The sequence below is a fragment of the Mycobacterium terramassiliense genome (assembly GCF_900157385.1).
Lineage (GTDB): Bacteria > Actinomycetota > Actinomycetes > Mycobacteriales > Mycobacteriaceae > Mycobacterium > Mycobacterium terramassiliense.
Genome location: NZ_LT717699.1, coordinates 444193 through 462484, shown reverse-complemented (window position 1 = coordinate 462484; position 18292 = coordinate 444193). Strand labels below are relative to the sequence as shown.

The window sequence follows — 18292 nt, the reverse complement described above, 5'->3', positions numbered from 1 at the left end:
GTCAGGCCGGCTGCAACTCGAACAGCGGAATGACCCGGCTGGTCTTGGCCTGGTACTCGGCGAACCCGGGTGCGGAGGCGGCGACCTTCTCGAAGAGCGCGTCGCGCTCGGCGGGCGGCAGCTCGCGGGCGGTGACGTCGAACGCGTCCGTCCCGATCTCCACGTGCGCCGCCGGGTTGGCCCGCAGGTTGTGCACCCAGGCCGGGCTGACGGGGGCGCCGGCGAACGACCCGATGATGATCAGCTTGCCGTCGATGCGGAAGTAGGCCAGCGGGTTGACCCGGGGCTCGCCGGACTTGGCGCCGGTGGTGGTGAGCAGCAGCAGGTTGGCGCCCTCGAACTGGCCGCCGACCTTGCCGCCGTTGGCCCGGAATTCGTCGATGATGCTCGTGTTGAACGCGTTGATGGTGCCGGTGTCAGGCATTTCTTCGGTCATGCCCGCTCAACCTTCTCGGGCTTGGCGTCTATTCCGGACTCCTTGCGCTGCTGGGCGGTGATGGGCGCCGGGGCGTCGGTGAGCGGGTCGACGCCGCCGCCGGTCTTGGGGAAGGCGATCACCTCGCGGATGGAGTCGACGCCGGACAGCAGCGCGTTGATCCGGTCCCAGCCGAACGCGATGCCGCCGTGCGGCGGCGCGCCAAACATGAACGCCTCCAACAGGAATCCGAACTTCTCCTGGGCCTCGGCCGCATCGAGGCCCATCACCGCGAACACCCGCTCCTGGATGTCGCGGCGGTGGATACGGATCGAGCCGCCGCCGATCTCGTTGCCGTTGCAGACGATGTCGTAGGCGTCGGCCAGCACGCCGCCGGGATCCTTGTCGACCGCGTCCTCGAATTCCGGCTTGGGCGAGGTGAACGCGTGGTGCACGGCCGTCCACGCCCCGGTGCCCACCGCCACGTCGCCGGCCGCGGTCGCGTCCTCGGCGGGCTCGAACAACGGCGGGTCGACCACCCACACGAACGCCCACGCGTCCGGGTCGATCAGGCCCAGCCGCTTGGCGATCTCGCCGCGCGCGGCGCCCAGCAGCGCCCGCGACGACTTGGCCGGGCCCGCCGAAAAGAAGATGCAGTCGCCCGGGTCGGCCCCGACGTGGGCGGCCAGCCCGCCGCGCTCGGCGTCGGACAGGTTCTTGGCCACCGGGCCGGCCAGCTCGCCGTCCTCGCCGACCAGGACGTAGGCCAGCCCGCGGTGCCCGCGCTGCTTGGCCCACTCCTGCCAGCCGTCCAGGGTGCGCCGCGGCTGCGAGGCCCCGCCGGGCATGACGACCGCGCCGACGTAGGGCGCCTGGAAGACGCGAAAGGTGGTGTCGGAGAAGAACTCCGTGCACTCGACGAGCTCGAGGGCGAACCGCATGTCGGGCTTGTCGGAGCCGAACCGGCGCATCGCGTCGGCGTAACTGATTCGCGGGATCGGCGTCGGGAGCGCGTAGCCGATCAGTTCCCACAGCGCGGCCAGGATCTCCTCGGAGACGGCGATGATGTCCTCGGCGTCGACGAAGCTCATCTCCATGTCGAGCTGGGTGAACTCGGGCTGGCGGTCGGCGCGGAAATCCTCGTCGCGGTAGCAGCGCGCGATCTGGTAGTAGCGCTCCATGCCGGCCACCATCAGCAGCTGCTTGAACAGCTGCGGGCTCTGCGGCAGGGCGTAGAACGAGCCCGGGTGCAGGCGCGACGGCACCAGGAAGTCGCGCGCCCCCTCCGGGGTCGAGCGGGTGATCGTCGGCGTCTCGATCTCGACGAAGTCGTGCCGCGCGAGCACCGCGCGCGCGGCGGCATTCACCTTGGAGCGCAATCGAATCGCCGCGGCCGGACCGTCGCGGCGCAGGTCGAGGTAGCGGTACTTCAGCCGCAGCTCCTCGCCGGCGGGCTCGTCCAGCTGGAACGGCAGCGGTGCGCTCTCCCCCAGCACGCTCAGCGAGGTCACGTTGACCTCGATGTCCCCCGTCGCGATCTCCGGGTTGGCGTTGCCCTCCGGGCGGACCTCGACGACGCCGGTGACCGCGACGCAGAACTCGGCGCGCAGCCGGTGGGCCTGGGCCAGGACATCCGCCGCGCGGAACACCGCCTGGGCGACCCCGGAGGCGTCGCGCAGGTCGATGAAGATGACCCCGCCGTGATCGCGGCGCCGGGCCACCCAACCGGCCAACGTCACCTGCTGGCCGGCGTCGCTGCTTCTCAGCGAACCGGCGGCGTGGCTGCGCAGCACAAACACTCCCTTTCCCGCGGTCGGAACGAGTGCCCAGTCTAGAGGCAGGTAATTTCGGTCCTATCGTCACCAACATCGCACTCGTCGGTCCCGGCGCCGTCGGCACGACGGTCGCCGCGCTGCTGCACAAGGCCGGGCATCCGGTGCTGCTGTGCGGTCACACGCCCCGCGACAGCATCGAATTGCGGCCTGACGGCGCCGATCCGATCGTCGTGCCCGGCCCGGTGCACACCGATCCCGCCGAGGTGAGCGGCCCCGTCGACGTCCTGGTGCTGGCGGTCAAGGCCACCCAGAACGACGAGGCGGCGGGCTGGCTGGCCCGCCTGTGCGGCGAGCACACCATCGTCGTCGTGCTGCAAAACGGGGTGGAGCAGGTCGAGCAGGTGCAGTCGCACTGCCCGTCGTCGCCGGTGGTCCCCGGGATCGTCTGGTACGGCGCCGAGACGCAGCCGCAAGGCTGGGTGCGGTTGCGCACCGAGGCCCGGCTGGTGCTGCCGTCGGGACCCTCGGCGGAAAGCGTCGCCCAGCTGCTGCGCGGCGCCGGCTGCCGGGTGGACTGCGATCCCGACTTCCTCACCGCCGCCTGGCGCAAGCTGCTGACCAACGCGCTGGCCGGGTTCATGGCCCTGTCGCGGCGGCGCTCCGGCATGTTCCGCCGCGACGATGTCGCCGAGCTGTCGCGGCGCTACGTGGCCGAATGCCTGGCCGTCGCGCGGGCCGAGGGCGCCCGGCTGCCCGACGACGTGGCCGACGAGTTGGGCGGGCTCTTCCGGCAGGCCCCCGAGGACATGGGCACCTCGATCCTGGCCGACGCGGAGAACCGCCGGCGGATGGAGTGGGACATCCGCAACGGCGTCATCATCCGCAAGGCCCGCGCCCACGGCCTGGCGACGCCGATCAGCGACGTGCTGGTGCCGCTACTGGCCGCGGCGAGCGACGGCCCCGGCTAGATTATTTCCATGTTCCCCTGCGAGCGCGTCGACCTGAGCTTCGTCGACACCGCACCCTTTCGCTTTGCCAACAGCGTCGACCTGGCCATCACCCCCGAGCAGCTTTTCGACGTGCTGGCCGATGCCGAGTCGTGGCCGCGGTGGGCATCGGTGATCACCAAGGTCACCTGGACCAGTCCCGAGCCGCGCGGAGTGGGCACCACCCGCACCGTCGACATGCGCGGCGGCATGGTCGGCAACGAAGAGTTCCTGGCGTGGGAGCCGTTCACCCGCATGGCATTCCGGTTCAACGAATGCTCCACGCAGGCCGTCGCCGCGTTCGCCGAGGACTACCGGGTCGAGGTGATCCCCGGAGGCTGCCGGCTGACCTGGATCATGGCGCAGAAGCCGGCCGGCCCCGCCTGGTTGGCGATGTTGGTGGCCCGCCCGCTGCTGAACCTGGGCCTGCGCCGGTTCCTGCGCAACCTGCGCGGCTACACGGACGCCCTTGCGGCCCGGCAACCCTAGGAGCGCGCGATGACCTTCAACGAGGGCATGCAGATCGACACCAGCACCGCGTCGTCGTCCGGTGGCGGCGGCCTGGGCATGGCCGTCGGGGGCGGCGGAATCGGGCTGCTGATCCTCATCGGCGCGTTGTTTTTCGGCATCGATCCGGGCCGCGTGATGAACCAGCAGATGAACACGGGCGGCTATTCGGCGCCCGGTTTCGACCTGAGCCAGTGCAAGACCGGGGCCGACGCCAACAAGTACGTGCAGTGCCGCGTGATCGCGACCGGCAACTCCGTGGATGCGGTGTGGCACCAGCTGATGCCGAACTACACCCGCCCGCACGTGCGCCTGTTCACCGGTTCGGTCAACACCGGGTGCGGGCCCGCCACCACCGCGGTGGGCCCGTTCTACTGCCCGGTGGACCAGACCGCGTACTTCGACACCGACTTCTTCAAGGAGCTGGTCGACCGATTCGGTTCCAGCGGTGGGCCTTTCGCGCAGGAGTACGTGGTCGCGCACGAGTACGGCCACCACGTACAGCAGCTGCAGGGCATCCTGGGCCGCTCCCAGCAGGGGGCGCAGGGCGCCGGCGGCAACGGCGTGCGCACGGAGCTACAGGCCGACTGCTACGCCGGCATCTGGGCGCACTACGCGTCGACGGTGAAGCAGGAGAGCACCGGCGTGCCCTACCTGCAACCGCTGAGCGACCAGGACATCTCCGACGCGCTCTCGGCGGCCGCGTCGGTGGGCGATGACCGGATTCAGAAGGAGTCGACGGGACGCGTCAACCCCGAGTCGTGGACGCACGGCTCGTCGGCGGAACGGCAGAAGTGGTTCACCATCGGGTACCAGACCGGCGACCCCAACAAGTGCGACACCTTCTCCGCGACGAACCTGGGCTAACCCTTGGCCGCGCAGGTGACGGTGGTCGTCGCGTCCTGATGCGCGACCACTTGGCCGTCGACGGCGATCTCGCAGTGGAACGAAGCGGGACCATTGCCCGAATCCGGCCAGTGCAGCATGCCACTGGCGGTGATGCTCGCCCACTGGGTCGGGTTGGCCAACGTGGCTGTGTAGGTGACCGGCGCTCCCCCGCTCAGCGGCGCCTGCACACTGGTCATGAACTTCGACGGGTCCGCGTTGTAGGCGGCCTGGCTGGGCGGATCGGAACTCACGTAGCTGACCGTGGCGGTCAGATTGTTAGGGCTCGTCACGGTGTAGGTCACCTGATGGCCGTCCGCGTGTGCGGTCGCGGGGATCGCGGCCACTCCCGCGGCCGCCGCAAACGTTGCCGACGCGACCGCGCCGATCACTTTTCGCACGTTCGTCATATCGAAAACGCTACCGGATTCGTTACCGATGCCGCCGGTTCGCCCGCGTCAGGTATGAAGCACACATGACTGCCGACGCCGGGATCAGCCGCCGCCGGCTGTTGACCAACGGCGCCGTCTCGGCCGCGCTGGGGGCGGGCATCGGGGGCGGCGCGACCCTGCTCTGGTCGCATCCCCAGGCGCCCTCGGCGTGGTATCAGCCCGACCGCAGCGGCGCACCGCCGGTGACCGGTCTGCATCTGCAGTTCGGCAAGAGCGCCGCGACCGAGGTGGTGGTCTCCTGGCACACCACCGAGGCCGTCCGCAATCCGCGCGTCGTGCTGGGCACCCCCGAATCCGGGTTCGGGCGCACCGTCGCGGCCGAAACGCGCACTTACCGGGATGCCAAGTCGGGTGTCGAGGTTCGCGTCAACCACGCCCGCCTGACGGGGCTGGCGCCCGATTCCGACTACGTGTACGCCGCGGTGCACGACGGCGCCGAGCCGGAGAGCGGGACGGTGCGGACGGCCCCGTCGGGGCGAAAGCCGCTGCGCTTCACCAGCTTCGGGGACCAGTCCACGCCGACGCTGGCCAGGCTGCCCGACGGCAGGTACGCCACCGACAACATCGGATCGCCCGCGGCCGCCGACACCACGCTGGCGGTTGAGCGCCTCGGCCCGCTGTTCAACCTCGTCAACGGCGACCTGTGCTATGCCAACCTGGCGCGGGACCGCATCCGCACCTGGTCGAACTGGTTCGAGAACAACACGCGCTCGGCGCGGTACCGCCCCTGGATGCCGGCCGCGGGCAACCACGAAAACGAATTGGGCAACGGGCCAATCGGTTACGGCGCCTACCAGACCTACTTCGCATTGCCGGACTCGGGGTCCAGCGTGGAAACCCGCGGGCTGTGGTACTCGTTCACCGCCGGCTCGGTCCGGGTGATCAGCCTCAACAACGACGACATCGCCTTCCAGGACGGCGGCAACTTCTACGTGCACGGCTACTCGGGCGGAGAGCAAAAGCGTTGGCTGGCCGGCGAACTCGCGGCCGCACGGCGCGACCCCGACGTCGACTGGATCGTCGTCTGCATGCACCAGACGGCGATCTCCACCGCCGACAAGGCCAACGGCGCCGACCTGGGCATCCGCGAGGAATGGCTGCCGTTGTTCGACCAGTATCAGGTCGATCTGGTGGTGTGCGGCCACGAGCACCATTACGAGCGGTCGCATCCGCTGCGCGGAGCGCTGGGCACCGACACCCGCACGCCGGTGCCCGTCGCCACGCGCAACGACCTCATCGATTCGACGCGCGGCACCGTGCACCTCGTCATCGGCGGCGGCGGCACGTCGGCGCCCAGCAACGGGTTCTTCTTTCCCGAGCCGCGGTGCCGCGTGCTGACCGGCGTCGGGGCGTTCGACCCCGGGCTCGGCCGCAAGGCGCCGATCTACGTCCTGGAGGACGCGCCCTGGTCGGCGTTCCGCGACCGCGACAACCCCTACGGCTTCGCGTCTTTCGACGTGGACCCGGGCCAGCCCGGCGGCAACACCACGATCAACGCCACGCATTACGCGCTGACCGGTCCCTCCGGCCAGGTCACCGCGGTGGACCAGTTCACGCTGACCAAGCCGCGCGGCGACCGGTCCGCCTAGCTCAAAACAGCGTCGTCTGCTGGGGTTTCGGCGTGGCCGTGGGCTGTGGCACCGGGCGGTGATCGCCGCCCAGCCGATGCTTGGCGATCAGCGGCGCCGCCCGCGCGCGCAGCGCGTCGCGGTAGCTCGGCGGCAGGTAGGCCCCGCGGCGGTACAGCTCGCGATACCGCCCGACCAGTTCGGGGTGCGAGCGGGCCAGCCACGCCATGAACCAGCCCCGGGTCGAACTGCGCAGGTGCAGGCCGAAAACCGTCACGCCCGTGGCGCCGGCCGCGGCGATCTGGCCCAGCAGCCGATCGAGGTGCTCGGCGGAATCGGTGAGATGCGGCAGCACCGGGGCGACCATCACGTGGCAGTCCAGGCCGGCATCGCGGATCGCGGTGACAAGGCCCAGCCGCGCCTGCGGTGTCGGGGTGCCCGGTTCGACGTCGCGGTGCAAGTCCGGGTCGCCGACCGCCAGCGACACCGCCACCGATACCGGAACCTGTTGGGCCGCATCGGCTATCAGCGGAAGGTCGCGCCGCAGCAGCGTGCCCTTGGTGAGGATCGACAGCGGGGTGCCGGACCCCGCGAGCGCGCCGATGATGCCCGGCATCAGCGCGTAGCGGCCCTCGGCGCGCTGGTAGGGATCGGTGTTGGTGCCCAGCGCGACGGTCTCACGCTGCCACGACGGCCGGCGCAGCTCGCGACGCAGCACCTCGGCGACGTTGGTCTTGACCACCACCTGGGTGTCGAAGTCGGTGCCGCAGTCGAAGTCGAGATATTCGTGGGTGGGACGGGCGAAACAGTAGCGGCAGGCGTGCGAGCAGCCGCGGTAGCCGTTGACGGTGTAGCGGAACGGCAGGGCCGACGCGTTGGGCACCTTGTTGAGCGCCGACTTGCACAGCACCTCGTGGAAGGTGATCCCCTCGAATTGCGGCGCGCGCACGCTTCGGAGCAGGCCGATCCGCTGCAGCCCCGGCAGCGCCCCGTCGTCGACGGGGTCCCCGTTGACCGCGACGGCCTGGTTGGACCAGCGCATAACCTCTATTCGAACAATAGTTCGATTGCGTTGTCAAGCGCGCCGCTAGAAAGGTGGTGGGTCGTCGTCGTCGTCGTCGGGCGGGGCGGGTCCGCCGTAGGTCCAGTAGTCCGCGGCCGGGGCCGTGCGTGCTTCGCGGGCCTCCCGATTGTGTCGGCGTTCGGCGGCGATGCGGTACGCGCGATCTTGGGCGCGGGTGCGACGGCGGGTGGGCATCATCGCGGTCCGCTCGCCGCAGCAATCGGCCGGCGGGTCGGCCTCGGCGGCGGCGAACCCGCCCACCGCCCGACACAAACTCGGAAACAGCAGCGCGCTGCCCGGCGTGGTCACATAGGTGTGCCCGGCCGGGGAAGTGAGGATCAACGTCCCGTCGGCCAGCTGTTGGTCGGCCCAGCCCATGAACGTCTTGATCAGGTGATGAGTTCTGCAGTAGCACTTGAGGTTTGACGCGTGGGTGAGCCCGCCCTGGCCGTAGGGGATGGTGTGGTCGAGATCGCATTGCACCGCGGGGCAGTCGCAGCCCGGCCAGCGACACGTCAGATCCCGGCAGCGCACGAAATCGGCCAACGCCTTCGAAGGCAGGTAACCGTTTTCGGGTGGGGCATCGCCGGGGTGGATCAGCGGCACCAGCTTGGCTGAGGCGGCAAATTCCCGCACGAGTTCGGGCGGGACGAGCCCGTCGGCACCCACCTCCGACCCCGGCGCCGTACCGCCCTCGAGGGTCGCCTGCTCGGCGATCACATGGATCACCACCGGGCCGGCCGCCGGACGTTTGCCCGACGCACAATCGGCGCGCCCGCACCGGCAGCCCAGCCGATCCGCCCCGGCCGCCAACGCGCCCAGCGCGTCGGCGCGGCGCTGCTCACGGCTGCGCGGATCGTGCGCACACACCGTGGCCGCCAGCGCATCCAGCCGCTTTTCCAACGCGTGCGCGTCCGGGGCGAACAGGGTGCCGTGGATCTCCGAGAGCCCGTCCTGGACCCGTTCGCCGATCCAGATCTCGCGATCGCGCTGGGCCTCCCGGCGCCGGCGCACGGCATCGGCGTCGGCTCTGGCCACGATCTTGTCCACCTGCCCGGCCAGCCGCCCCCGACTCATCGACGGCCAGCGCGCCACGTTGGCCCCCAGCTTCGCATCCACGCCCGCCAACACCTCATCGTCGGTGATCAGATCGGTGCGAAACACGATCGTCTGAAACGTCCGGTAGTCGATGTCACCCGCCCGAAACACCTCGGCGACCCGGGGCAGGCGCTCACGCATCGCCCGGGCATAGCGCAGCCGGCTGGCCGCCAGGCCCTGGCTTACCCGCAGCGCGGCCGCGACCTCCGCGGCCACCGCCGCCATGGTGTCGATCGCCCAGTCCTCGCTCTCCGCGCACCGCGACAACCGGTACCTGAACAACTCGTGGATCGCGGCCAGTTGCGCGGCCGCGTCCCGGTTCTCCGCCCGCCAAGCCGCGCCGATGCGCTCCACCATCTCCGCCGACTCCGCCGTCTTGGACGGATAGCGTCGCTCGATCATCTCGTCGAACCGAGCCCGCACGTCTTCGAACATGTGTTCGAGTATGCCACCGGGGTGTGACAGAACTCAGCCGCCCAGACGCGCCAGCACGTCGGCGACGACGGAATCCACGGGCACGGACACCTGATCGCCTGTCCCCAGATCCTTGACCCCGACGGTCCCGGACTCGAGGTCCCGGTCGCCCGCCACCAGCGCGACCCGCGCGCCGGAACGGTCGGCCGCGCGCATCGCGCCCTTGAGCCCGCGGTCGCCGTAGGCCAGGTCGACGCGGACGCCGGCGGCGCGCAGCCGCGCCCCGAGCACCGCCAGGGTGAGCTTGGCCGGCTCGCTCAGCGGCACCCCGAACACGTCGCAGCGGGCGGTCTCCCCCACGCTCTTCCCCTCGGCGCGCAGGGCCAGCAGGGTCCGGTCCACGCCGAGCCCAAATCCGATGCCCGACAGGTCTTGTCCGCCGAGCTCGCGCATCAGGCCGTCGTAGCGGCCGCCGCCGCCGATGCCGGACTGCGCGCCCAGGCCGTCGTGCACGAACTCGAACGTGGTCTTGGTGTAGTAATCCAGCCCGCGCACCATCCGCGGGTTGATGACGTACGGCACCCCGAGCGCGTCCAGGTGCGCCAGCACCGTGTCGAAGTGCTGCTTGGCGCCGTCGGAGAGGTGATCCAGCAGGACCGGCGCGTCGGCCGTCATCGCGCGCACCGCGGGCCGCTTGTCGTCGAGCACGCGCAGCGGATTCAGCCGCGCGCGCCGCAGCGTCTCCTCGTCGAGGTCCAGGCCAAACAGGAACTCCTGCAACAGTTCCCGATATTGCGGGCGGCAGCTGTCGTCGCCCAGGGAGGTGATCTCCAGCCGGAAGCCGGCCAGGCCCAGCGAGCGGAAGCCGGCGTCGGCGACGGCGATCACCTCGGCGTCCAGCGCGGGATCGTCGACGCCGATCGCCTCCACCCCGACCTGCTGCAGCTGGCGATACCGGCCGGCCTGCGGGCGTTCGTAGCGGAAGAACGGACCCGCGTAACAGAGCTTCACCGGCAGCGCGCCGCGGTCGAGGCCGTGCTCGATCACCGCGCGCACCACGCCGGCGGTGCCCTCCGGCCGCAGCGTCACCGAGCGGTCACCGCGGTCGGCGAACGTGTACATCTCCTTGGAGACGACGTCGGTGGATTCGCCTACGCCGCGGGCGAATAGGGCGGTGTCTTCGAAGACGGGCAGCTCGACGTCGCCGTAACCGGCCCGCCGCGCCGCCCCCAGCAGTCCGTCGCGCACCGCGACGAACTGCGCCGACTCGGGCGGCAGGTAGTCCGGCACCCCCTTGGGAGCGGAGAACTCCGTCACCGGCTCAGGCCCTCGAGGAACGGGTTGAAACGCCGCTCGGCACCGATGGTGGTGGCGTTGCCGTGGCCGGGCAGCACCACGGTGTCGTCGTCGAGCACCAAGAGCTTGTCCATGATCGACGTCAACAGGTCGCGGCCGCTGCCGCCGAACAGGTCCGTGCGGCCCACCGAGCGCTCGAACAGCGTGTCGCCGGTGAAGGCTAGGTCCTTTCCGTCCTTGCTCCCGCCGGCGACCCGGAAGACCACCGATCCGCGCGTGTGCCCCGGCGTGTGATCCACGTTGACGGTCACGCTGCCCAGGTCCAGCTTGTCGCCGTCGCGGTCCAGCTCCACCACCTGTCTGGGCTCGCGGAAGAAGGCGCCCGCCACCACCTGCGCCAGCCGCGGTCCGAGGCCGACGATGGGGTCGGTCAGCATGAAGCGGTCCTCGGGGTGGATGTAGGTGGGGCAGCCGAAGGTGTCGGAAACCTTCTGGGCGGACCACATGTGGTCGATGTGGCCGTGGGTGAGGAGCACCGCGGCCGGGGTCAGCCGATTCTCGTCGAGGATTCGCCGCAGCGCGCCCATCGCACGCTGGCCGGGATCGACGACGACGGCGTCGGCTCCGGGGCGTTCGGCCAGCACATAGCAGTTGCACGCCAACATGCCGGCGGGGAATCCGGTGATCAACACGGTTCCCAGTTTCCCACGGGGCCCGGTTGGCGCCGGTCAGGACGCCCACATTAGCCTGGGCTGGCTAGCTCGGGCCCTATCGACCGACATGGAGGCATACCGGCCGTGCCGACCAACGAACAGCGACGTGCCAGCGCCAAGCGCAAACTCGAACGGCAGCTCGAGCGGCGCCAGAAGCAAGCCAAGAGGCGCCGCGCCATGGTGATCGCCGGGGGCTCGATCGCGGCGGTGGCCGTGATCGCGGCGGTGGTGATCGCGATCGTCAACACCAAACACGAGCACAAGAGCACCACCGCCACACCGACGAGCAGCCCCGCCGCCAGCAGCGCCCCGGACACGACGACGCCCGCCGGGCCGACGCCGCCCGTTCCGCCGCTGCCGGCGTTCAAGCCGTCGGCCAATCTCGGCGCCAACTGCCAATACCCGGCGTCCTCGGACCCGGCCGCCAAACAGGTCAAGCCCCCGCGCACCGGCAAGGTCCCGACCGACCCGGCCCAGGTGAGCGCCAGCATGGCGACCAGCCAGGGCAACATCGGCCTGATGCTGGCGAACAACGAATCGCCTTGCACCGTCAACAGTTTCGCCAGCCTGATCGGCCAGAAGTACTTCGACGACACCAAATGCCACCGGTTGACCACCTCGGACACGCTGGGCGTGCTGCAATGTGGCGACCCCAAGGGCGACGGCACCGGCGGCCCCGGCTATCAATTCGCCAACGAATACCCGACCGACCAATACCCGCCCAACGACCCCAAGCTGCAGCAGCCGGTGCTCTATCCGCGCGGCACCCTGGCGATGGCCAACGCCGGGCCCGGCACCAACGGCAGCCAGTTCTTCATGGTGTACAAGGACTCGCAGCTGCCGCCCCAGTACACGGTCTTCGGCACCATCCAGGCCGACGGGCTGGCCGTCCTGGACAAGATCGCCAAGGCCGGCGTTGCCGGCGGCGGCGAAGACGGGGCGCCGGCCAGCGAAGTCACCATCAAGTCGCTGCTGCTCGACTAAACCCGGGGCAGCTCAACACCATCGCGCAGATTGCTGAGAATCACCAGACTCACACCTTCCACGGTTTAGGGTTCGTGGGGTGAGTATTGATCCGGAGTCCTTCGGTCATTACCAAATAGTGGAGTTGCTGGGCCGCGGTGGCATGGGGCGCGTCTACCGCGCCTACGATGCGTCCACCGATCGGGTGGTGGCTCTCAAAGTGCTCCCGCCACATCTGGCCGAGGATCAGGACTTTCAGCACCGCTTCCGCCGGGAGGCGCGCATCGCGGCCGGCCTCAACGACCCGCACATCGTGCCCATCCACGGCTACGGCGAGATCGACGGCCAGCTGTACGTCGACATGCGGCTGATCGAGGGCCGCGACCTGTCACAGTACATCGACGAAAGCGGCGGACGGCTGTCCCCCGAGCGCACGGTCGCGGTGATCGAACAGGTTGCGGCCGCGCTGGATAGCGCCCACCGGGTGGGACTGGTGCACCGCGACATCAAGCCGAAGAACATCCTGGTGACCACCGCGCACAATTTCGTCTACCTGATCGACTTCGGCCTGGCCCGCGCGGAGTCCGACACCCAACTGACCCACACCGGCGCCACGATGGGCACCGTGGCGTACCTGGCGCCCGAGCGTTTCAGGGGGACAACGGATCAGCGCGCCGACGTGTATTCGCTGGCGTGCGTGCTCTACGAGTGCCTGACCGGAAGCCGCCCCTACCCCGGCGACAGCCTCGAAGAACAGCTGCACGCACACGTCAACGCGCCGCCGCCGCGAGCATCGATCATGGCACCCGGCATACCGCCGGCCTTCGACGCGGTGATATCCCGCGGCATGGCCAAGGACCCCGACGCCCGCTACCAGTCGGCGGTCGAGCTCGCCGAGGCCGCCCGGGCGGCGCTCACCGGCCACGTCGACTCGGTGGCGCCCGCCGCCGCGGCACCCGCCCCGCCGCCTGCCCCGGCGAGGACCTCGAACCGGCGCCTGGTCCTGGGCATCGTCGGCGGGTCGGTGATCGCGCTGGCGGCGGTGGTCGCCCTGGTCATTTCCCTGGTGACCCAGAGCCACGGCTCCACGAACAGCGCGGCGTCGCCCACCCCGACCCGCGCCCGGGTGCCCACCAGACCGGGGGCGGCCCCGGGGACGTCCGCCGCGGCCGGCGCGACCGTGCCGCCGCTGCCGGCGTTCGCGCCCCCACCCGGCGTCGGCGCCGACTGCCAATACCCGCCGTCGCCGGATCCGGCAAGCAAGCCCGCCACCCCGCCGCCGTCCGGCAGGGTGCCCACCGAGCCGGCCCAGATCCACGCCGTCATCTCGACCAACTTCGGCGATATCGGCATCCAGCTCGCCAACAACGAGTCCCCGTGCACGGTGAACAGCTTCACCAGCCTCGCGAGGCAGGGCTTTTTCGACAACACCATTTGCGGGCGCATCATCGACGAGCCGGAAGGGGGGACGCTGCTGTTCGGCGGCGGCGATGCCGACGGCGGCGGGGGCGCCGGTTATGAATTCGCCGACGAATATCCCACCAACCAATACAAGGCCGACGATCCCGCGCTCAAGGCCACCGTGATCTATCCGCGCGGGACGGTCGCGATGGCCACGAACGGGCCCAACACCAACGAAAGCCAGTTCTTCATGGTGTACCGGGATGCCGAGATCGAGCCGACGTCCACGGTGTTCGCCTCGATCGACCAGGCGGGCCTGGACACCCTCGACAAGATCGCCAAGGCGGGGATCGCCGGCGGTCGCACGAGGGGCAATCCCGCCAGCACCGTGACGATCAACTCGGTGCGGGTGGGCTAGCGGCCAAAGTCGGCCGATCGCACGTCGAGCGACTGAGCCTTTCCATCCGCACCGTGGAAAGCCACATGTGCCAAAGGCGCAAAGAGACTGAGATTCCCGCTGACGTCGCGCGGGTGGAGATAGATGCCCGACCGCGCCCAGGCGAGGAAGAGCAGTAGTCGGTTACTCGAACTGCAGTAGTCGGTTACTTAATGCCCCGCCGCAGCACCGCCAGACGATAAGCCATACCTGTTCTGGCGGTAGGAGGCCCGCCGGGCTCGTGACAACCAGGGGCCAGCTAGTAGGTGGATCGACATGTCGTATGTGATCGCGGCGCCGGAGATCATCGCGTCGGCGTCTTCCGACTTGGCCAGTATCGGCTCGACGCTCAGCGCGGCCAGCACGGCGGCGGCAGCCCCGACTACGGGGCTGCTGAACGCTGCTGAGGATGAGGTGTCGGCCGCCATCGCGGCGCTGTTCTCCGCCCATGGTCAGCAGTTTCAGGCACTCAGCGCGCAGGCGGCGGCGTTTCATGACCAGTTTGTGCAGACCCTGACCGCCGGTGCGGGATCCTATGTCAGCGCGGAGGCCGCCAATGTTGCGGCGTTTGCGGCCAATCCGGCGCAGACGGTAGGGCAGGATCTGCTCAACGCGATCAATGTGCCCAGCGTGGCGCTGACCGGGCGCCCGCTGATCGGCAACGGCGCCAACGGGGCCCCGGGCACCGGACAAAACGGCCAGCCCGGCGGGTGGCTGTTCGGCATCGGTGGCGCCGGCGGCTCCGGCGCGCCCGGCCAGAATGGCGGTAACGGCGGCGGGCACGGCGGCACCCCCGGGCCGTTCCTCGGACCCGGCGGGCCCGGCGGGGCCGGCGGATTCAGCGACAGCACGGTCGGCGGGAACGGCGGGGCCGGCGGCCAGGCCGGCCCACTCCTCGTGGGCGCCGGCGGAGCCGGCGGCGCCGGCGGAGACGGCGTCACGACGGGCGGCAACGGCGGCAACGGCGGCAACGGCCTAGGGGTGATCCTCGGCGCGGGCGGCAACGGCGGCAACGCCGGAGTCGGCGCGACCTTGGGCACCCCCGGCACCGGCGGCACCATCGCGCTGCTCGGCCTACCCGGGCTGAACGGGTTGCCCTAGCCGCACATCTCCTGAGCCCAGGCGATGTGACCTTTGTAGCCAAGCGATTCCGCCATGGCGCGATAGCGATCCCGGTAATCGCGGTAGGCGACATCGTCGCCGCGGGCGCGGGCCAGCAGCGCGCGCAGCCGCAGCAGCAAGACGTTCCGTATCACCAAACCCTCGTCGCCCGGCGCCGACGCCAACCGTTCGATCGCGGCCTCAGCTTCGGCCACGTCCCCGTTGGCGGCGCGATCGAGCAGGGTCTCCACCAGCACACCGGTCGTTGCAATGCCATGCAGGCACAGTCGTCCTTCGCGGAACAGATGGTCGACGGCGGCACGCATCAGCGGTATGGCCTGATCGCGGTCCCCGTCCCGAGCTAGCTCGCGTGCCCAGTAGACATTGACGAGCCAGAGGTCGCATAACGCCTGTCCCCGCGGTTGGCATAGGTCGGTGACGTCGGCCAGAAGCTGCTGCCCCCGACTACGGTCGGCGGCCGTGGGGCGGTGTACCAGCGCAAGGCCCAGCGTCACCTTGGCTTGGGACAACGCGAAGTCATCACCGGCTCGTTCCGCATTCTGCAGGGCATTCTCGATGTTACGCACTACGCGATCGTCGGGGTTGAGCAGGCCGAAAACTACGCCCGTGGAATAAGTCCAGCCGACAACCGTGGCGGCCGACATCGGGTCGAATTCGTCAGCAATGGCCAGGCCGTCCCGCAGGTCGTCGCGCCACCCGGGATGACCCAGGAACGACCGGGCCACACCCCGCGCCGTAATAGCGATCGCTAGCGGCGCTCCGAAGAGGAAGTCGCCCTTAGTCGGGTCACCGTCGGCCAGGTCGATCACTCGCTGCGCCCAGCGCAGCGTGTCAGCGAAGTCGGCGGTCTCGGCCTTGGCATAGAGCAGCGGCATAGACAGTCCCACCGCGAGGATCGGATCACCGATCGACTCGATCAAAGTCCAGGCTTCCGATGCCACCTGCGACGCTTCGCACACCCGGTCCGCAAACGCGTGATCGATTATCAACCCGGCCATCCCGATGGCCAGCGACGCCTTGTCCCCGGCGGCGGCGCACAACTCCCGCAACTCCCCAAAACGGGTGCCGGCCACCGGCTCATAAACTCGGTAGGCGACCCCGCACAACATGGTACGCGGAGCAATGCGCATCGCTGTTCGGTTTGGGTCATCGGCGGGTAGCACGTCGGCGATCTTCTGGGCGCGCTCCCAGCTCAGTCGCGCAGCGTTGATATCGCGGTAGGTCGCCCAGGTTGCCGCCCGCATGTGCCAGCCGTAGGCGGCATGCGAATCACCGGCGGCCTCTAGATGCGCCGCAATTAGGGCTGAATTTTCGTCAGCTGCTGCCGGGTCACCTGCTTCGATGGCGGCTGCAACGCGCCGGTGCAACTCGGCGCGATCGGATTTGAGTTGCGATTCGTAGGCCACCGCGCGGATCAGCGGGTGGCGGAAGGCGTACTCGGCGGTTGGGGTGAACCGCACCTGATCGATGAGCTCCGCGCCCAGCGGCTCGTCGAGCACCGCGTCGATGCCCAACGCAGCCAGCAGATCTGCCCCGAAGCGGGCGCCGATCACCGACGCCGCGTGCAACGTCCGCTTGGCCGAGGCGTTCAACAGGTCGATGCGCGCCCCGATGGCGGTCTGCACCGTGGCCGGCACGGTCACCCCGGCGACATCGACCCGGCGGTAGCCACCATGCTCGCCGGTCAGCACGCCGCGCTGGGCCAACTCGCGCACCATCTCCTCGGCAAAGAACGGATTCCCGGCGGCCCGTCCAACGATGATCTCCGCGAGCTCGCCGACCGAGGGATCCGATCCCAGCAGCTCGGCGATCAGCGCCGCGGTGTCCGAATCGTTCAGTGCCGCAAGCATAATCGTCTCCACGTCGTGCACCCGTGTCAACGCTCCCCGGTACTCGGGGCGGGCGGTGATCAACACGGTGGACGGGGTCTGCGGGATGACGGTGAGGAAGTCGGCCAGCATCGACTCGCTGACCGCATCGATCCACTGAGCGTCTTCGATGACGAAGAGCGCCGGTCGGGTGGTGGCCAGCGACGTCGCGTTGATCAGCGCGGTCAAGCGGCGCCGCCGCGCATCCGGATCGATCTGGGGAAGCGGCACATCGAGGTCCGCGATGCCCAGCAGATCGTCGAGCAGCAGCAGATCCTGCGGGTCGGCACCGGGAAGCTGTTCCCGCACTCGCACGCGAGCGGCTTCCCTGTCGAGGTCAACCACGCCGGTGGACGCACGCAGTAGCTGTGCGACAACACGGAAGGGGATGTCGTTGGCGTGCGATTCGCAGAAGGCCCAAAACACCTCGAGCCCGCGACCGGCTGCCAAGGCCGCCGTCTCACGGGCCGTTCGGCTCTTGCCGATGCCCGGCGGTCCCACCACCGCCACTACACCACCGCGGCCACTGATCGCGCGGTCCACCATGGCGTCCAGGGCCGCCATCTCCCGGCGGCGACCGACCAGCATCGCCTCTGCGCGCCGGAGCGGTCCATGCCGCGGACCTACTCCCACCAGTCGGCGCGCGCGTACCGGCTGGTCGGTGCCCTTGACGCGCACCCACTCCGGCTCGGTCAGCGTGACGCTCTGTTCGACCAGGCGTGCCGTCGACTCCGACACCATCACGCCGCCCGGCGGCGCCACAGATTGCATCCGCTCGGCGAACCCAACGGGCTCACCGGTCGCGGCATACCTCAGCGAACCCGAGCCTGTCTGACCGGCGATCACCCGCCCCGAATTCAGGCCCACCCGCAGCCGCACCGGCACGCCATCACGGCGGGTTACTTCGGCCGCCAGCCGGTTCACCTCCTCCTGGACGGCCAGCGAGGCCAGGCATGCACGAAAAGCGTGATCCTCCAACGCAATTGGTGCGCCGAACAGCGCCATCAGCCCGTCGCCGTAGTATTCGACCGTGCCGCCGTAGCGGCGCACGACCCCGGCCGACCGCTCGACGACTTCGGTCATGATCTCGCGCGACCGCTCCATATCGAGCGCGCTCGCGATGTCCATCGAGCGCACCATGTCGGCGAACAGCACAGTCACCTGCTTGTACTCCGCCGGTGTGCCCGCACCGGCAACCGGAGACCCGCACTGATTGCAGAACTTGGAGTCCGGCGGCAGGTCGGTACCGCAGGACACGCACGCCAAGCCCGCCGTCGTCATCCGAACACCACCGATCCGCGGTCCGGCCCCCGATCCGCCAAGAATAAGG

At 69.7% G+C, this 18292-nt stretch carries 14 protein-coding genes and 1 pseudogene; 7 read left to right on the top strand and 8 right to left on the bottom strand.

Annotated features, from left to right (window positions below):
* Position 1 precedes the first annotated feature (1 nt).
* Both MTAB308_RS06485 and aspS read right to left on the bottom strand, forming a co-directional pair.
* Entirely contained in the window at positions 2-436 is a 435-nt protein-coding gene (locus MTAB308_RS06485; protein WP_077098672.1) for a nitroreductase family deazaflavin-dependent oxidoreductase, read from the bottom strand.
* On the bottom strand, positions 433-2214 hold the full coding sequence (gene aspS, locus MTAB308_RS06480; protein ID WP_108637209.1) for an aspartate--tRNA ligase: 1782 nt from the start codon (positions 2212-2214) through the stop codon (positions 433-435). Before aspS ends, MTAB308_RS06485 begins: the two co-directional genes overlap by 4 nt.
* 56 nt (positions 2215-2270) lie before the next feature.
* On the opposite strand from aspS, the gene MTAB308_RS06475 reads away from it, so the two are divergent.
* The 3 genes from MTAB308_RS06475 to ypfJ are packed head-to-tail and all read left to right on the top strand — an operon-like array spanning position 2271 to position 4550.
* Positions 2271-3158, top strand: coding sequence for an oxidoreductase (locus MTAB308_RS06475; protein ID WP_216823653.1), 888 nt, complete (start codon positions 2271-2273; stop codon positions 3156-3158).
* Positions 3159-3167: 9 nt separating this feature from the next.
* Entirely contained in the window at positions 3168-3665 is a 498-nt protein-coding gene (locus MTAB308_RS06470) for an SRPBCC family protein (RefSeq protein WP_077098671.1), read from the top strand.
* 9 nt (positions 3666-3674) lie between these two features.
* Positions 3675-4550, top strand: coding sequence for a KPN_02809 family neutral zinc metallopeptidase (gene ypfJ, locus MTAB308_RS06465; protein ID WP_077098670.1), 876 nt, complete (start codon positions 3675-3677; stop codon positions 4548-4550).
* Here ypfJ and MTAB308_RS06460 read toward each other — a convergent pair.
* The gene (locus MTAB308_RS06460; protein ID WP_077098669.1) at positions 4547-4978 is read right to left on the bottom strand and encodes a hypothetical protein; all 432 of its coding nucleotides are present in this window, start codon (positions 4976-4978) and stop codon (positions 4547-4549) included. The two genes, ypfJ and MTAB308_RS06460, sit on opposite strands and share 4 nt — an antisense overlap.
* A 65-nt stretch (positions 4979-5043) precedes the next feature.
* On the opposite strand from MTAB308_RS06460, the gene MTAB308_RS06455 reads away from it, so the two are divergent.
* Positions 5044-6609, top strand: coding sequence for a purple acid phosphatase family protein (locus tag MTAB308_RS06455; protein ID WP_077098668.1), 1566 nt, complete (start codon positions 5044-5046; stop codon positions 6607-6609).
* A 1-nt stretch (position 6610) separates the two neighbouring features.
* Here the strand turns inward: MTAB308_RS06455 and MTAB308_RS06450 are convergent, their stop codons facing one another.
* Genes MTAB308_RS06450 through MTAB308_RS06435 form a run of 4 tightly spaced genes read right to left on the bottom strand, consistent with a single transcriptional unit; the run spans position 6611 to position 11151 of the window.
* The gene (locus tag MTAB308_RS06450; RefSeq protein ID WP_077098667.1) at positions 6611-7630 is read right to left on the bottom strand and encodes an Rv2578c family radical SAM protein; all 1020 of its coding nucleotides are present in this window, start codon (positions 7628-7630) and stop codon (positions 6611-6613) included.
* Positions 7631-7675: 45 nt separating this feature from the next.
* Positions 7676-9184, bottom strand: a complete 1509-nt coding sequence (locus MTAB308_RS06445; RefSeq protein ID WP_077098666.1) for an HNH endonuclease signature motif containing protein — start codon at positions 9182-9184, stop codon at positions 7676-7678.
* A 33-nt stretch (positions 9185-9217) separates the two neighbouring features.
* Complete coding sequence (gene hisS, locus MTAB308_RS06440; RefSeq protein WP_077098665.1) at positions 9218-10480, bottom strand: histidine--tRNA ligase; 1263 nt, start codon at positions 10478-10480, stop codon at positions 9218-9220.
* Positions 10477-11151 carry an MBL fold metallo-hydrolase gene (locus MTAB308_RS06435; protein ID WP_077098664.1) on the bottom strand — a complete coding sequence of 225 codons (675 nt, stop codon included), beginning with the start codon at positions 11149-11151 and terminating at the stop codon, positions 10477-10479. The genes hisS and MTAB308_RS06435 overlap by 4 nt, the downstream gene beginning before the upstream one ends.
* A 105-nt stretch (positions 11152-11256) precedes the next feature.
* Between MTAB308_RS06435 and MTAB308_RS06430 the strand changes: the two genes are divergently transcribed.
* From MTAB308_RS06430 to MTAB308_RS30245, 3 genes and pseudogenes are all read left to right on the top strand, one after another.
* Positions 11257-12156 (top strand): peptidylprolyl isomerase, encoded by a 900-nt coding sequence (locus tag MTAB308_RS06430; protein WP_077098663.1) that lies wholly within the window; start codon positions 11257-11259, stop codon positions 12154-12156.
* A 79-nt stretch (positions 12157-12235) separates the two neighbouring features.
* Positions 12236-13954, top strand: a complete 1719-nt coding sequence (locus MTAB308_RS06425; protein ID WP_077098662.1) for a protein kinase domain-containing protein — start codon at positions 12236-12238, stop codon at positions 13952-13954.
* A gap of 294 nt (positions 13955-14248) precedes the next feature.
* Positions 14249-15055 (top strand): annotated as a pseudogene (locus tag MTAB308_RS30245) (PE family protein); the annotation flags it as partial.
* Positions 15056-15069: 14 nt separating this feature from the next.
* On the opposite strand, the gene MTAB308_RS06415 reads toward MTAB308_RS30245, so the two are convergent.
* Positions 15070-18243, bottom strand: coding sequence for an adenylate/guanylate cyclase domain-containing protein (locus tag MTAB308_RS06415; RefSeq protein ID WP_077098660.1), 3174 nt, complete (start codon positions 18241-18243; stop codon positions 15070-15072).
* Positions 18244-18292 lie beyond the last annotated feature (49 nt).